This is a genomic window from Paenibacillus sp. FSL M8-0228 (genome assembly GCF_038007385.1).
In the GTDB taxonomy this organism is placed as follows: domain Bacteria; phylum Bacillota; class Bacilli; order Paenibacillales; family Paenibacillaceae; genus Paenibacillus; species Paenibacillus polymyxa_D.
Map to the genome: position 1 here is coordinate 618,412 of NZ_JBBOXA010000001.1, position 15,174 is coordinate 633,585.

Below are 15,174 nucleotides of genomic sequence, written 5' to 3' on the forward strand. Positions count from 1 at the left end.
TTTGCTATAGATTGCATTCGTTCAAGTTACAAACCAACAGCGGCCACCCCGGTTACTTTCTGGGGTGGCCGCTGTTCTTTAGCGACAGGCTTCTACGCTGCTTCATAGTGCTGGGTGGAACGGTACGGTGAGTCCCGTAGGAGCGCCTTACTCCGCTTCATTCTTGGAGGAAGTAAATAGGTCTTGAGGCAGCTCATCTCTCGTGATCACGTAATCGCTGTTGAACACTTTTATGAGATGATTCAGGGAGTTATATTGTCCATTGCGGACGAAATCGCCCGTCCATGTGGTGAAAAAGAGCCAATGTGCTGAATATGCTTGAAGCAATTCGGGATCGCCAATCGGGCCGTTTTCGGACAGACCAACCAGCTTCTTGTCTTGCACGAGATTTACCAAGCTGTCGTACTTGCCGATACTTGGACCGTAATTAGCCGCCGGGTTGTAGATATCCACACTTACAATATCGACGACATCGTCCCCCGGATACCATTCGGGGCTCTCGGAGTTCCATACCCAGATCAGATTGTTCAGGTGATGGTAGTGTGTTAGACGGTCGTACATGATACGGTACAGCTGCTTTGCGGAGTCTGGCCCTTGGGCGCCCCACCAAAACCATCTGCCTTCCGCCTCGTGCAGTGGTCTCCACAGCACCGGAACGTGAGCGTCTTGAAGGCGTTTCAACTGAGCGGCAATGGCATCAATGTCCCGCTGGATAAGCTGATATTCTTCCGACTCGGGATGATTAAGCGCATATTGAACGTCGAATGTAGTCGCCTCGGTGTAAAATCCGCGGTACCATTCTTTGCCTGGAATGTCATGTAGACCCTTAGGGGCATTCCAGTGCCATACAAACGTGACAATTCCACCTTCTTTGGCCCATTGGATCGCCTTGTCCACCTCAGTTGAAGTGGCACCGTGCTCGACGCGAGAGGGGGAGTAATCCATCATGTCCGTTGATAACATGGCAGGGTACTTTCCGGTGTGGTCTTTAATCCACTGGGCATCCTCCAGAGTGTGCTGACCGGAAAGAATGTTGCTCCCGTAACCCTCGACGAGATAACTCATGAGTGCCTTGGTTTCCATAGTCGCATTCGGGTTTACCGGCTTTTTCTCAATCTGATGCAGTTTCGGGGGGAGCACTGCTGACAGCTTGATGTAGTCGATATGATACTGGCCCAAGTCGACATTGAACTGTATTGTATTGTTTCCCGAATTCAGCATGATTTTACCGCCGGATACCTCGGTATAGCTTTCTGTTGTCGGAAGGGATATTTCGCTTGCCTGACCGTTGACCACCATATGGGTCTTTTTGTCACTATTAGGATTACTGTAACCGATTGCAAGATTGTAAAGACCACTTGAAGCTGCGTTATAGGCAAGGGTTAACGACCCTGTGCCTTTAAAGGCTGCGTAACCGGTACCAGAATAGCCCGTGCTGGCGGTTTCAGTGCTGACCTTACCAGTAATGACTCCGTCTTCGGCTTCAATTTTGATGTTTGTAGCAGGCAAACTGGCGAATTCAACCTTCACGTATTCGATCCCGTAATATCCCCAGCCTCTTGAAAAAGTAACCTCGTTTGTACCGGCATTCAACATGATCTTGCTTACCAACTTCTCGTTTACAACCGCACCTCCCGGAGGGGGAACCAGCGTTATGCTTTCAGCCATTGTACCATTGACCTCGAAGCTGGTATCCTTGGAGCCGGTGTCCGCCGGAATATAGTAACCGAGGCTCAGCTTATATAGACCTGCTGTCGGCACATTCACTTTAAACGTAGCCGTCCCGTCAGACTTGCCCGAATTTGGGTCATAATCATAAAAGAAGGATACATAACCGTCGCCTTTATAAAGTGTATCGCCGGTATAGGGAGTATCCCGTTTTTCTACGCCGTAACCTTGAATAATTGCATCCTTGGAGCTGACAACTGTAGGAGGAGATTTGCCATTAGTGGATAAATCTTGACTTGCACCCATCGTCGTTTCATCTTCAACTTCGGTGACCAAGTTAGTTGATTCTGCTTTTGCTAAGCTTGGAATTAAATCGAGAGATACCAACAAAAAACATAAGAGAACAAAACTAAGAATACCAAAAAACCTTCTTTTCCACGGATCTGGCATATGACTCACTCCTTGAATTAGATGTTACCGTCTTAATTGTCCTGCGGCGCAGCTTGAAGAAATCGTTTTCAAAAATAAAAAATTAAATAATAAACAACTGCTTCCATAATCCCATCTTTATTTGTATGCGTTTTCAATATTTCCTTTTAAGTTTTTTAGTTCATCACCTCGCTTTAATTTCATCATAAATTAGAGGCGAGGCAGGAACCATACAATGAATTTCGGAAGAAATCATCCTTAAATTATGGATTTTTAACTCCGATGGTAAACAAACTTCATATCTTCTGAATTTGTCTGGGCGAAATTTGCTGAACGAATTCTTCCTTAATTGATGAATTCATTTCTAAATTTCCGGAATTCTTTAGGTGTTTTTTTATGATGTTTCTTAAAAGACTGAATGAAGTGATTTACATGATTGAACCCCACTCTGTGGGCTATTTCAGTTATTGTAGAATCTGTTGAAATTAATAACTCGCTGCTTTTCTTGATACGGTACTTAATTAAGTAGTCGTAAGGTGTCATATGAATAGTTCTCTTAAAACTACGAGTGCATTCCGAAATACTTAAATGTGCTATAGCAGCAATTTCTTGCAGTGTTATATTGTCTGAGTAGTTTTGATGGATAAAGCTGAGCATTAATTGAAGTCGCTCCTGTTGCAATTTTATGTATTTAGGTGCTTCCTCAGAAGACAGCGAAATATTAGATATTAAGACTAACCATAATTGTACCGTTTTGATGGAAACCTCGTATTCCCAGCCCCATTTTTTTTTCATATCAAATTTCTGCTTCATATCCCAAAGCATTTGCAGTATTTGAATTTGCCATTCAACATCTCCTTTGATTACGAATGACAATAAGAGAGAGTTTGTATAAGGCAGTACATAATTTTTTTCCATCGCACTATCTGCATAAAAGGCCAACAGCTTCTCAGGGAAATTAAAACTGACATATTGACCGTTATGTGTAAGGTGTGTAGTAACGTGAAGAACACCCTTATTAATCAAAATGGCCTGACCTGTTTCTAATTCATGATCAATCCCGTTAACTTGTATCACTAGCTTTCCTTTGGTAACCAAAGTGATTTGTAGTTCCTCATGCCAATGTAAATCGTTGAATCCTCTACCTTCAGGACTACTTGCATGAATAGTATGGGTGTACATGATGTATGGAAATGAAACATCGGGATATAGAATGGTCTCATGCAATTGTTTTTCCATTTTAGCGAGGTCCTTTCTGATGACGATATTTCTATATAAATTAAAGATATAGTTACACAAATAAAATAAAAGTGGTGATATTATTATACCAGATCTTCGGCTTATCATTACAATCCTGTGCACAGGCGATTGGATAAGACATCTTGGAGGCGTACATGTGAAAATAAATCAATCGTCGTTACCGTTTCATCCGTATATTTTGCTTTTAATCAGCATACTGTCTGTTTCTATCTCATCCATCATGATAAAATCCTCAGATACTCCAACCTCTGTGGCTGGGATGTACAGATTGTATATGTCAGTACTCATAATGCTTCCCTTTGTACCTTGGAAAATGTTTCGTTCCTTAGAAATGAACAAAAAAGATTGGAGTACTGTTTTCATAGCTGGTCTTTTTCTCGGGTTGCATTTCTTATTCTGGATGGAATCTTTAGTATATACCTCAGTTGCGAGCTCCATGGTCATCTTATCCTTGCAGCCTTTATTTGTAATGCTGGGTTCATACTTTATGTTCAGAGAACGAGCAAATATATTAACCATTCTTTGTTTAATCGCCGCTCTTGTCGGTTCAATCATTATAGCTTGGGGAGACATAGGGATTTCGAGAGAGGCATTAATCGGAGATGGATTATCTTTAGTAGGAACAATCTTGGTTTCAGCATATATGTTGGCAGGACAGAAAGTAAGCCACAAAATAAATGCAAATGTATATAGTGTTATTGTTTTTTTTATTGGTGGCAGCGTCATGCTGGTCTACAATTTGTTGAATCATTATTCCTTGATCGAATATGACTCGTCGGATTGGATGTATTTCTCTTTACTTGCAGTAATCCCAACTATTTTTGGACAATATATTTTTAATTTGTTGTTGAAATCGATGGGTGCAACTACGGTCTCAGTTGGTATTATTGGAGAGCCTGTTCTTGCCATAATTCTCGCCTACTTATTCTTGGGAGAAATAATCTCTGCATTTCAATTCATAGGTGGAATCATGACTTTATTCGGTATGGGGATGTATTTTTGGGCAAAATCTTTAAAGTATACTACGGTTGCAAAATATTAAATTTGAAATTCATTATCGCGAAATTGAAGAAAATAATCGATGAGGAGAATGTTTAGATGGCAACGATTGATGATTTTTTGAAACTAGATATTCGAGTTGGAACCATAATTAAAGCTGAGTTTTTTGCAGAAGCAAAAGTACCTGCTATTAAACTTGAAATTGATTTTGGACAAGATATCGGAATAAAAGCTTCGAGTGCACAAATTACAAAAAGATATGTGGCTGAAGATATTATAGGGGAACAAATCATAGGTGTAGTCAACTTTCCACCTCGACGGATAGCAGGCTTTAATTCAGAGGTATTGGTCCTTGGAGGAATTCCCGAAAAGGGGGATGTGGTTTTATTGAAACCAGGTATCAAACTACCTGATGGAACACCTATTGGATGATTGATCGGCTGTTTAATCCGTAAAATATATAACTTCACAACAGGCAAGGCATTGAACTAACGGGATACGATTCTTCAATAGCAAGTTGAAATAGATAGCGGCAGACTAGGACTTTATTTTCACGTCCTAGTCTGCCGCTTTTTCTTTTATTGGTCTGTCTAAAGCTTATTTGATTCATTAAAATCTGCAACAATTAGGCTGGAAATCCCGAGTGTCACCAATCCAGTAAAAGCACAATTCTCCATACCAGCTATACGCCTTATACCTATCTGGCTGGGATGCTGCGTGTCCCCTCTGTCATCGGGGAGGAGCAGAGCGGGCATACCGGCGGCGTGCCTGTGCTAGCCGCGCTTGTACGGCGTCCGCTTGTTGTGTCGCGCCGCATCCACGCCTTGCAGGCGCCGTCGGTGCATTTCCACACGGGCACGTTGATACGTGGCTCTGCCGAAGACCCTGCCACCGACGAGGTCGTCCGTGCCGTAGCGCTGCTTGGTCCCGGCCTGCTGCTCACGCGGGTCGCTGTGCCAGACGCTGGCGATCCAGCGCCAGCACGGCTGCTATACCCGGAAGCACCCTTCGGTTGGCCGAAGCTGCTGCGGCGTGCTTCTGGCTTGGAAGCCTCAGGGGTGATCCCATAGGCTTCCAGCAGGAAGCGTGACACGGCGGCAGGCTTGCCATGATTAGAGGCGGGAGAGGTGATGTACAGCAACTCCTTCGCCCGGGTGACGGCCACGTAAGCGAGGCGGCGCTCTTCTTCAAGCGCTGCATCGTTATCCACAGCCGTAGTCGGGGCGGCGCCTGCCCGCCGATCCTCCGGCAGCTCGCTGTGCAGCGCCGAGCTGTGCGGCAGAATGCCTTCGCTGGCTCCGATCCAATATACGCAAGGGAATTCCAGCCCTTTGGCGCGGTGGATCGTCATGAGCCGAACAGCATCGCTGTCTTCCTCTCTGCGCAGCGATTCCATTTGGCGGTGACGCTCGGAAAGCTCGTCCGCAAAGCTGACGAACGCCTCCACGGTGTCAAACCGCTTGGCTGCCGTTTCGAGCTCCTCCAGACTTTCTTGCATCGTTTCCTTATAATGAGTCCACGCGCCCGTATCTCCGCTCTCCAAATATTTATCATAAAAGATGCGCCGCATTTCTTGAATGGCATAGGCAGGTTTCATTGTAGTGAGACTGCGAATCAAACGAATACGCTCTTTCACCTGCTCACGCTGAAAATCACGTAGTCGATCCCAGCGGCTGAGATGAATCAGCGGGTATTTTTTAGCCTGCTGTTTCTCCTCGCGCATAATCCATTCCATCCCCGCCTCACGGGATACGTACAGCGGCCCGAGGGTGCTCGGAATGGATTCCATACGCCGGGGATTTAGCGACAAGCGCAGGTGATCCATTAAGGGACGAATCAGGGACTGATCATAAAATACAGCCCCTGCTCCGTACTGAATAAATGGGACATCCCGCATAATTAATTGCTCAAAAATAGATCGGCTTCCGCTGGCTGTCCGGTGCAAAATAGCGATATCCCGGTAGCGCAGCCGACCTTCCTCTACCTGCCCGAGTAGATGAGTAACAATATGCCCCGCTTCCTCCTCGGGTCCGGATGGGGTGGCAAACTGCGGCGGCAAGCCTTCACGCCCGGCAGCCGAAAGACGTTTGGAGCGTCGATGGACATTTTTGGCGACAATGTTAGAGCCCAGCCCCAAAATCCGCGCATCGCTGCGATAATTAATATCCAGGGTAATGACCTTTGCATCCTTATAAACCTTGTCAAACTCCAGAATGGATTCCTGGCGTGCCCCATTAAAGGTATAGATCGTCTGATCATCATCCCCGACGACCATCAGATTGCGATGTCGGGCAGCCAATCGCTGCACCATCTCATATTGCAGGGCATTCGTATCCTGAAATTCATCGACCATGATATGTGAAAAACGCCGCTGAAGCGGCTGAAGCACATCCGGGTCACGCAACAGTGCGGAGGCACGCAGCAGAATATCGTCAAAATCCATTTTATTGCGTTCCTGTTTCCACGCTTCATAAGCGAGCATGGCACGTTTGGCATCCGATTCCTCGCGCACGCTTTCCGGCAGCTCGTCCGCGCTGCGGCCTTCCGCTTTCCAGGCGGAGAGGGCAGACAGCAGGCTTTCCGGCTGGAAAGCCTCGCTGAGCCCAAGCTGACGCAGCATCATTTTCATGACGGTATGCTGGGCCTGCGTTTCACCGAACACTTCATCTTGCACGCCACGATGACGCAGCATCGCCAAAGCGAATGAGTGAAACGTGCGTGCCTGAACTGCACGTGCAGCGGCAGGGCGCACACCGGGTAATCCTGCGATGCGCAGTTTCATTTCGGCAGCTGCCTTGCTGGTGAAGGTCACCAGTAGAATGGACGATGCAGGGACATCACGCATCGCCATGAGGTAGCCTGCGCGGGCAGCCAGCACTGTGGTTTTGCCGCAGCCCGCCCCTGCAAGGGTCAGAAGGGGGCCTTTGCCGTGGCGGACGGCCTGGATCTGCGGGCGGTTCAGGTGAATGCCGGCGTTCTCTAAAGCACGAAAATAGGCAGAGTCTTGGTCGGTGTCGGGCACCAGCGTCATACTGGTATCCATGGAAGCACGACGTGCCTGAGGGCTCGACGTTGAATAAGGAACCCCGATGGGTCGGGGGTAAAAAGAAGGATTTGGGTCCATAATCCTGAAACCCCTTTCGTTCTTAAAATCTTCCATTTTCACAAATGGGGGTAGTTTTTGGTATGATAGAGTTCTAGTCAGCTTTAGCTGACGATAAGAACAAGGCGATGGACTAAAATAATGCTGAAATTCATGCGGATCTTGCCGGAGCGACAGAACGTCAATACGTTGACGCTAATGCCTATAGCCTTCAACCAGGCGATATGACCGCATTCCATTATACAGGAGTTCGAGGTTAGCCAACAGAAAAAAACTTTGGGATATACGGACGGTACAGTGAAATCCGGCTGGATATGGGGAGGAAATAACGATGAAGCTGATTCAACGTATAAAGGAAGGCGCTAATCGCGCCACAGAAAAGGCGCAGCATGCTGTCGAGATTAGTAAGATCAATTCACAAATTACAACGATTCAGCAGGAAATGGATGTTCATTTCTTACGAATGGGTCAGATCTTTTACGAAGGCTACCGAGCATCCGACATGTCGGTGGCAGAAACCGAGATGACACAGCTATCCACCGCATGTGATGAGCTTCAGGATGAAATTGACGAGCTGCGCAGTAGAATTGCAGAATTGAAAAACGCTCATTTATGCACCTGTGGAGCGGTTGTGCCTCTGGATGCGAACTTTTGCCCCAAATGCGGACGCAAGCTCAATGAAGGACAGGCTGCTTCCAAACAAGTGGCTGCTGTGCGTGAAGAGGTGCCAACGGACGTCTATTCTTTTGATCTGCGCAAGCCAGAGGTAGTGAAGGATGCTGCACCTGCTTACACGGAGTATGCAGAACATGAAGTAGTCGATCGGCATGAACAGGAACAGGATGAGCGGTATGAAACACACGAACCAGCGGGACTAGACCGCGATTACACAGTGTCTGATTTTACACCGGAAGAAAAAGCGGCATTCGACGCTGAGTGGGAGCGCCGTCGTCAGGAAGAGCTGGAAAAAGAACACCGTCGTCTTGAAGAACTGGCACGTGAGCGTGAGCGTCAGGAAGAGCTGGACGAGCGGATTCGATATTGGAAGGCCAACAACTCCGGGGCTGATAAGCCGGCAACGCCGTCTGCACAAGTACGTGAAAATGTAAAATGCCAAATCTGTACTGCAGAACTACCCAAAGGGTCCAAATGGTGCCCGCGTTGCGGAGCTGAACAGATTTGACGCAGCCGAACAGGCTGCTGCAGGACACAGACATAACGCCGGGCAGCATAGGGGGAACAGAATATATGGAGCGTTTGCTGCATCATCTGCGGAATCTGGGTTTTACGGAAATGGAAGCCAAGGTTATGGTCGAGCTTTCGAGGCAAAATGCGGCTTCCGGCTATGAAGTGGCTAAGCGTCTGGGTGCATCGCGTTCCAACGTGTACGCGGCTTTACAGCGTTTGGCCGGGCAGGGATACCTCAGAACCAGTGCTGGAGAGCCTGTTCGTTACAGCATGCTGCCACCGGGTGAACTGACTCGGATGATCGAAGGGCAGATGCAGGAGTCCCTGCGTGCGGTGGAGAAGGAAATGCCCCGAACAGAACCAAGCAAGCCGACCTTTTATAACGCGGAAGGCGATCGGAAGGTACTGGAAAGTCTGACACGTGAATTGGAACGGGCAGAGCATGAGATTGTGTTGGATTTGTGGCGCGAGGAAGCCGAACTGCTGCGGACAGAGTTGGAGAAAGCCGAGAGTCGAGGTGTGCGTCTGCTCTGGTCCTGCGATAACGGAGAAAGCATGATGGGACCGTGGTTACCGCTTAGGTCTGGTACAGACGGACAGGAACCAGCAGGGCGCAAGTTTTCTTTTGTTATTGATCGGCGTTGGTGCATGCTGGGTATGCGGGGAGAGAATTGTCCGACACAGGCGCTTATCACCGAGCATCCGGTAATGACAGGTCTGCTGCTTAATCATTTTGCTCAGGATCTTATTCTGTATGAGCTGGAGCATGATATGGGCAGAGAGCTGTCGACCCGGTATGGCTGGCGGTATGAAGGCATTATCGGCAAATATATGTCAGCTGGAGAATAGCTAAAGATTACCGGGTAGGAAGTTCCATCAGTGCCCGGCATATAGATGTAATATAGCCCGCCTTATGAGGCACGAATTGATCCGATGTAATCAGGCGGCGAGTTTTTTCTGGGTTCGGCCCTGACGTAATGCCTTGGGCTTCGATAAAGGGAATATGGCCTTCAAAAAGGGCCAGTGCTTGGTTAAGATCTGCTTCGTACAGTCCGGCTACTTCTTCTTGCTGGAGGTGATAAGCTTCCAATGGCTGGTTCGATAGCAGTCCAAACACCGAGCTAACCTCCCGGTCCCAAAAAGAGATACCCTGTGCGGTACCTTTGCTTTCATACCGAACGGTCATCAGCGGTGTTAATGAGGTAAAGGGAACATGAATGCCCAGTTCTTCCTCCAGCTCACGAGCCGCCTGAGACATATCTTCGCCTGCCGTCAAGTGACCGGCTGCTGTAATATCGTAGCATCCGGGGAAGGTGTCCTTCGTATCCTGACGCTGTTGGAACAGCAAGCGACGGCCTGTCGAAGTGTCTCGTGCTAGCCAGCAGTGAAAGGTATGGTGCCAGTATCCCTTGGCATGTGCGTCTTGTCGCGAGGCTGTGCCAAGAGAGTTGTCTTCATCATCGTAGATATCTAGAAGCTCGCTAGTCATCGTGGTTCCTCCTATAGTAAGCAGAAATTCAAAGGTCTACTTTACAGTATAACGTGTTTTCTGTCCTGACGATATGAAGGCGGGTGTGGAATGTGGAGTGGCATTTGGGGTATGCTGGGAACATAAGGATTTGCAACATTACACAGGTTTATGATTGAAAGGAGCGATTTTACATGGAATGTATAGTACATTTTCGAGTCATGCATCCGGAGGAACCCAAGGAACTTCGTGGGTTAATTATGCTGGAAAGTGGGGGCAAGCCGGGGATTGATCAAATCACGGATATGTTCAAAAATATGGGCTATGATGTCCGCCCAGACAATCCGGACGAATTGATTTTTAAACCAGTCGATGTCAGAGCCAATTATACATATATCCGGGTTATTGAGCTGGATACGGGTGAGGAAGTCTACCAGGAAGATAGGGATTTGCGCGCGATTTTGGAAACTTTGCTGAATAAACGTTAAAGATCAGGAGAACTAATCGATGAAATGAGATAGAGCGATCCTGTCGCCATTCATAGGAACGGAGAACAATGATGAGATTGTATATTATCCGACACGCTGACCCCGATTACCCCAATAACACCATCACACCGGAGGGACATTTGGAAGCCCAGGCACTAGCCAAGCGGCTTTCCAGTCACGGACTGGATCGAATTTATGCCTCTCCTTTGGGGAGGGCTTTGGATACGATGCGCTACACCGCCGACTCTCTGGGTATGACTCATGAAGTAGAACACTGGACGCAGGAGCTGGCTCTAAAGCTGGAGGAAACCCCATACGGCCGTCTTTCCCATTGGGATTTGCCTGGTGAAGTGATCCGTTCCGAGTTGCCCCTGCCCACTCATGACTCTTGGCAGGAGATTTCCTATTATCAGGGAACGCAAAGCCCTGAAACCTTCGAGCGGCTGAAGCTTCATTCCGATGAGTTCCTGAAACGGCAAGGCTTTGAGCGGGTGGAGGGCAGGTACCGGATTCTGAAGCACACTGAAGATCAGGTGGCGGTATTTTGTCATGGCGGCTTCGGGCTGACCTGGCTTGCTCATCTGTTGGAGCTGCCATTGCCCTTGGTCTGGTCCGGTTTTTGGATGCCGCCTAGCTCCGTAACCACGATCTTGTTTGATGAGCGCTCCCAAGAATGGGCAGTTCCCCGTTGCATCGGCTTCGGTGATGTTTCCCATCTGTACGCTGAGGGCTTGCCCGTCAGACCCCGTGGCATTATCACCAATTTCAACTAATTGGATTTTTTATACCATGCCAAAACGGCTTAAGACGATACACCGTCTTAAGCCGTTTATTGTAGTCATATAAATGGGTTGAGTCAGCGTGCTTCCACGTACCCTTCCAGCTTGGAAGTGCAATGTGCGCAACGGGTAGCGGCTACAGGAATTTCGGATAGGCAATGAGGACATTCCTTGATCGTTTTTTCCTGAGGAGGTTTTTCTTCCTCTTTGCGTTTCAGCATGTTAATCCCTTTGACCAGCATGAACACACAGAAGGCCACGATCAGGAAGTCCAGCAGGACGTTAATGAACTGACCATAGGCGAGGACCGCAATCCCTGCTTCTTTGGCCTGTGCCAAAGTCATGCGTGTACCGTCAGCATTTAAAGGACCGGCATTTTGTAAAGCTACATACAAGTCTGGAAAATTCATGCCGCCCAGAAGTTTACCAAAGGGTACACAGGTACAAATTATGCGAAAGCTATTCCTTTAATTCCCCATTCTTTCCCCTCTTTTAGAATAGTGATTTCTTGGAACAACTCTTGAATTAGTTGCTTTTGTGTTGATCGTTCCATGTACCACCAATTATCTTGGATATCTTTCATTACGCTTATCACTTCTGCTGGGTCAAGCGTCGATACTACAGCTCCAGGTAATCCGCTTAGTTTTTCCTCAAGCTCAACGACACGTTGCATCTCTTCCTTCATACGTTTGCTAAAGTCTTGATATGGCATAAACCCATCGCCGTATGCCATTTGCCAACGCTCCCGTCTTTCTTCGCTTGCTTTGATCGCTCTTCTAATTTGCTCTTCCTCAGAGTTATTAGATTCTTTTACATCATCTTTCCAAAATAGATCCTGGTTATCCATATCAAGAGATTTAAATAACATTTTTACGAGTTTTGTTTCTGATATAGACGATTGATCGCAGGTATGATAACGTTCTTTGTTCGAACAAACATAATTGTAGGTTAATGTGCCGCCACTAATTGCGTATTTGCCCTTGTATCGTCCTCCGCATTTACCACAACATAAGACACCACCGAATGCATAGTTGTAGGAATTACGTGATCTAAATCCGTCTCTACGTCGTTGTATCCAACGTTGTACCTTATCGAATGTTTCTTGATCAATGATTCCTATGTGAGATCCTTTTCTTATTATCCGGTCTTCTTCTTCTTCTTTTTTGCTCTTCCAGGTTATATTTCCAACGTAGTGTTGGTTTTCTAAAACGTCCATAACCTTTGTCTGGCTCCATCTACCACCACGAGCTCGGCGAATGTTCAAATTGTTAAGTTCTTTTGCTATAGTGGGAGTTCCCTTACCATTTAAATACTGTTCAAATATCCATCTTACCCATTTAGCTTCTTCCTCATTGATAATAAGTTCGCCCTCTGGAGTACGAGTGTATCCAAACATATTTACAAATACATTTGGCAGACCTTTTTTAGCTCTAGCGCGCATTCCTTTTGTGACTTCCTCAGAAAGGTTCTCTCGGTACCATTGAGCAAATATACCCAACATAAAGACAAACATACGCCCCATAGCGGTATCTGTATCAATTTTTTCGGATATAGACACAAACTTAATGTTATATTCATCAAACATTTGGAGCATCTCATATAAGTCTTTTATATCACGGGTCAAGCGGTCCAATTTATGAACCACCAATGCGTCTAAGTTTTTGCTTTTAATCTCTTGTATCAATCGTTTCACGTCTGGTCTGTTCAGGTTTTTACCTGAGTATCCGGGGTCCTCAAAATATCCAGACAATATCCACTTTTCATTTTCTATATATTTTAGGTTGAATTCTCTCTGAGCATCGAGAGAGTGACCTTCGTTAGCCTGCTCTTCGGTACTCACCCGTCCATACCCAGCAGCTCGTATCATTTTTAGTGTAGATTCCATCTTGTGCACCACCTGTTTAGTGTTTGTTTGTATTGTAGGTGACTATTAACAAAATAAAAAGCCCTCTTAATAGAGGACTAATGTGGTATAATCTGGGTTGTACAACACACCTTGAGTGGACGCACCCTCCGAAAGGAGGTGATGCGATGCACATTTCGTTCGGTGAAGTGCTTACTTTCGGGATTTTCCTGATTGCTTTGCTTACTTACATTGATAAACGAAAGTGACCCACTCACAGGTTCGCGCCAGTGTGGGTCACTCTTTCTGATTAGGCATTAACTCAGGAGGGCTTCCCCACTCAAGTTGTTTGTACTAGGGACGGTTGGTGCACCGTCCTTATTTCTATTCTTATGGTAACACATTCATTTTATTCATTGCAATTCAATTTCCATTTCCGATACAATGAAATGAATAGATGTTATATTTAGGAGGATGAATAAATGGATACACCAGCAATTGACCCTAAAGTTATTAAGCTTACATATAATTTAAGTGAAATTGGATTAAGCGAACAAGATATTGCAGAATTACTGAATAAGCATGGTGTACCAAAAACAGAGCAAGGGACCTACAATCTTGATGACCACTTGAGTGATATTTACCTATCGGCATACAAATTAAAATTATCCAAAGTCATAAATGAATTTGAAGAATCTACTGAACACATACATACTTTACTTGACGACAAACATTATGATGAGTTCCGTAAAAGTACAGAAGGAATTTTGAACGCCGTTAGGAATATCATTAAGTAAAAAAACGAAGCTCTGCCGACCCATTAAGGTTAGCAGAGCTTTTATTCATTCAGACAAATCATTATTCTCAGGCTTTACCCAACCCTCGTTAAATCTGAAATACGTTGTTTCTCCAGTAATCCGGTTCACTTTGACCAATGTTTCTTTTGAATGTGTATATAAATATGGTGTCGGATAAACATAGTAAAATATAAGCAGTAAAAGCATCAGTATAAATGCGTATTTGAAAACATCCTTTATTGCTATTACTGCTAAATTCTTGTCTTTTTCTTTTGAAAAAATTAATGAAGCAGTACCAATGAGTCCTAAAATAATAAAGATGGATGTTAATCCAATTACGATATAGATAATAGTAGTAATCAATAGGTCAACTCCTTAGTTACTGGTTATTTTCTTCCAGCTTAGTTATTGTATTTTTATATGACTCCATATTTTGTCTGAAATCAGCGAATGCTAATCTAGGTTGTACTTTTCTCCCGCGGATCGCTTCGTATCTACTGATTTTACCGTCACCATCAGTGTCATCAATTTCTGGTTCTGGCTGTTCTGTATTTTCAATGATAAGACTATAAGTATAATTTAGATTATTATATGCAGAATTCAAGTCACTAAGAGCACTACCAACTACTTTATCATCTTGCCACTTTGGAGTTAGTTCCACTAACTTTTCATTCATCGGTTTAAGAATTTCCACCTTGGATAATGCTTCTTCATAGGTTACATTATCAACCATTGTATTAATGCCATCTCCAAGCGACTTTAGTTTTTTATACATTTCTTCTGTATCTTTTGTAAAGTCATCAATAACTTTCTTGTTCTCGGTTTTTTCTTTCTTTTCTTTTGCTTTTTTCATCAATGCAATTGCATCTTTGTTGGTGGGTTCTTCAATAAGTGCATTATCAATGTTTTCAATGGCTTTATTGTAGTCGTTGTTTATCAGTGCATCTTTACCCTTTCTCATATATGTGTCAAATGAACTGTCGAAACATCCTGAAAGTAATAGCGCTAGCATTATAATAGTTATTATTGGCTTCATTATTTTCATCTCGCTTCTTTATCTAATCTTATATATTATCGTCATTTCCCGATATTTCCAATAGGTTTTTTCTCGCCAGAATTCACCAATATATGATATGTTTAACCTGTAGCGCA

General features: G+C 45.3%; 14 protein-coding genes and 1 pseudogene. 7 read left to right on the forward strand and 8 right to left on the reverse strand.

The genetic code is table 11. The features are described 5' to 3' along the window. Nucleotides 1-147 precede the first annotated feature (147 nt). Together MKY98_RS02760 and MKY98_RS02765 are read right to left on the reverse strand one after the other, a co-directional pair. A complete protein-coding gene (locus tag MKY98_RS02760; protein ID WP_069010825.1) occupies nucleotides 148-2,118 on the reverse strand; it encodes a glycosyl hydrolase in 1,971 nt (656 codons plus the stop codon). 324 nt (nucleotides 2,119-2,442) lie between these two features. Further along, nucleotides 2,443-3,336 carry an AraC family transcriptional regulator gene (locus MKY98_RS02765; RefSeq protein ID WP_069010827.1) on the reverse strand — a complete coding sequence of 298 codons (894 nt, stop codon included), beginning with the start codon at nucleotides 3,334-3,336 and terminating at the stop codon, nucleotides 2,443-2,445. A gap of 157 nt (nucleotides 3,337-3,493) precedes the next feature. Between MKY98_RS02765 and MKY98_RS02770 the strand changes: the two genes are divergently transcribed. Then, the gene (locus MKY98_RS02770) at nucleotides 3,494-4,399 is read left to right on the forward strand and encodes a DMT family transporter (protein WP_069010828.1); all 906 of its coding nucleotides are present in this window, start codon (nucleotides 3,494-3,496) and stop codon (nucleotides 4,397-4,399) included. A gap of 56 nt (nucleotides 4,400-4,455) precedes the next feature. Further along, nucleotides 4,456-4,788, forward strand: a complete 333-nt coding sequence (csaA, locus tag MKY98_RS02775; RefSeq protein ID WP_069010830.1) for a chaperone CsaA — start codon at nucleotides 4,456-4,458, stop codon at nucleotides 4,786-4,788. A 265-nt stretch (nucleotides 4,789-5,053) separates the two neighbouring features. On the opposite strand, the gene MKY98_RS02780 is transcribed toward csaA, so the two are convergent. Next, the gene (locus MKY98_RS02780) at nucleotides 5,054-7,480 is read right to left on the reverse strand and encodes a UvrD-helicase domain-containing protein (RefSeq protein ID WP_069010832.1); all 2,427 of its coding nucleotides are present in this window, start codon (nucleotides 7,478-7,480) and stop codon (nucleotides 5,054-5,056) included. A gap of 310 nt (nucleotides 7,481-7,790) precedes the next feature. Between MKY98_RS02780 and MKY98_RS02785 the strand changes: the two genes are divergently transcribed. Then, complete coding sequence (locus MKY98_RS02785) at nucleotides 7,791-8,642, forward strand: zinc ribbon domain-containing protein (protein ID WP_069010833.1); 852 nt, start codon at nucleotides 7,791-7,793, stop codon at nucleotides 8,640-8,642. A gap of 65 nt (nucleotides 8,643-8,707) precedes the next feature. Further along, complete coding sequence (locus tag MKY98_RS02790) at nucleotides 8,708-9,496, forward strand: TrmB family transcriptional regulator (protein WP_069010963.1); 789 nt, start codon at nucleotides 8,708-8,710, stop codon at nucleotides 9,494-9,496. A gap of 7 nt (nucleotides 9,497-9,503) precedes the next feature. Here MKY98_RS02790 and MKY98_RS02795 read toward each other — a convergent pair whose 3' ends face one another. Then, complete coding sequence (locus MKY98_RS02795; protein WP_069010834.1) at nucleotides 9,504-10,136, reverse strand: NUDIX hydrolase; 633 nt, start codon at nucleotides 10,134-10,136, stop codon at nucleotides 9,504-9,506. Between the two features lie 173 nt (nucleotides 10,137-10,309). Here MKY98_RS02795 and MKY98_RS02800 point away from each other — a divergent pair, with 173 nt between their 5' ends. Together MKY98_RS02800 and MKY98_RS02805 are read left to right on the forward strand one after the other, a co-directional pair. Then, a complete protein-coding gene (locus MKY98_RS02800) occupies nucleotides 10,310-10,603 on the forward strand; it encodes a hypothetical protein (protein ID WP_025719794.1) in 294 nt (97 codons plus the stop codon). 71 nt (nucleotides 10,604-10,674) lie between these two features. Continuing rightward, entirely contained in the window at nucleotides 10,675-11,376 is a 702-nt protein-coding gene (locus tag MKY98_RS02805; protein ID WP_025719795.1) for a histidine phosphatase family protein, read from the forward strand. Between the two features lie 83 nt (nucleotides 11,377-11,459). Here MKY98_RS02805 and MKY98_RS02810 read toward each other — a convergent pair. Continuing rightward, nucleotides 11,460-11,816 (reverse strand): annotated as a pseudogene (locus MKY98_RS02810) (MscL family protein); the annotation flags it as partial. A 14-nt stretch (nucleotides 11,817-11,830) separates the two neighbouring features. Beyond that, complete coding sequence (locus MKY98_RS02815) at nucleotides 11,831-13,267, reverse strand: recombinase family protein (protein WP_341010606.1); 1,437 nt, start codon at nucleotides 13,265-13,267, stop codon at nucleotides 11,831-11,833. Between the two features lie 440 nt (nucleotides 13,268-13,707). Here MKY98_RS02815 and MKY98_RS02820 point away from each other — a divergent pair, with 440 nt between their 5' ends. Beyond that, entirely contained in the window at nucleotides 13,708-14,022 is a 315-nt protein-coding gene (locus tag MKY98_RS02820) for a lipase chaperone (RefSeq protein ID WP_069010837.1), read from the forward strand. 45 nt (nucleotides 14,023-14,067) lie between these two features. On the opposite strand, the gene MKY98_RS02825 is transcribed toward MKY98_RS02820, so the two are convergent. Beyond that, nucleotides 14,068-14,385, reverse strand: a complete 318-nt coding sequence (locus tag MKY98_RS02825) for a hypothetical protein (protein WP_069010838.1) — start codon at nucleotides 14,383-14,385, stop codon at nucleotides 14,068-14,070. Between the two features lie 16 nt (nucleotides 14,386-14,401). Continuing rightward, nucleotides 14,402-15,058 carry a hypothetical protein gene (locus tag MKY98_RS02830; RefSeq protein WP_141695462.1) on the reverse strand — a complete coding sequence of 219 codons (657 nt, stop codon included), beginning with the start codon at nucleotides 15,056-15,058 and terminating at the stop codon, nucleotides 14,402-14,404. Nucleotides 15,059-15,174 lie beyond the last annotated feature (116 nt).

What these genes read in the sequence shown, in the direction of transcription:
- MKY98_RS02815 (WP_341010606.1), bottom strand. Translation starts at nt 13,267, where the DNA reads ATGGAATCTACACTAAAAATGATACGAGCTGCTGGGTATGGACGGGTG.
- csaA (WP_069010830.1), top strand. Translation starts at nt 4,456, where the DNA reads ATGGCAACGATTGATGATTTTTTGAAACTAGATATTCGAGTTGGAACC.
- MKY98_RS02800 (WP_025719794.1), top strand. Translation starts at nt 10,310, where the DNA reads ATGGAATGTATAGTACATTTTCGAGTCATGCATCCGGAGGAACCCAAG.
- MKY98_RS02805 (WP_025719795.1), top strand. Translation starts at nt 10,675, where the DNA reads ATGAGATTGTATATTATCCGACACGCTGACCCCGATTACCCCAATAAC.
- MKY98_RS02765 (WP_069010827.1), bottom strand. Translation starts at nt 3,336, where the DNA reads ATGGAAAAACAATTGCATGAGACCATTCTATATCCCGATGTTTCATTT.
- MKY98_RS02785 (WP_069010833.1), top strand. Translation starts at nt 7,791, where the DNA reads ATGAAGCTGATTCAACGTATAAAGGAAGGCGCTAATCGCGCCACAGAA.
- MKY98_RS02795 (WP_069010834.1), bottom strand. Translation starts at nt 10,136, where the DNA reads ATGACTAGCGAGCTTCTAGATATCTACGATGATGAAGACAACTCTCTT.
- MKY98_RS02830 (WP_141695462.1), bottom strand. Translation starts at nt 15,058, where the DNA reads ATGAAGCCAATAATAACTATTATAATGCTAGCGCTATTACTTTCAGGA.
- MKY98_RS02760 (WP_069010825.1), bottom strand. Translation starts at nt 2,118, where the DNA reads ATGCCAGATCCGTGGAAAAGAAGGTTTTTTGGTATTCTTAGTTTTGTT.
- MKY98_RS02820 (WP_069010837.1), top strand. Translation starts at nt 13,708, where the DNA reads ATGGATACACCAGCAATTGACCCTAAAGTTATTAAGCTTACATATAAT.
- MKY98_RS02790 (WP_069010963.1), top strand. Translation starts at nt 8,708, where the DNA reads ATGGAGCGTTTGCTGCATCATCTGCGGAATCTGGGTTTTACGGAAATG.
- MKY98_RS02780 (WP_069010832.1), bottom strand. Translation starts at nt 7,480, where the DNA reads ATGGACCCAAATCCTTCTTTTTACCCCCGACCCATCGGGGTTCCTTAT.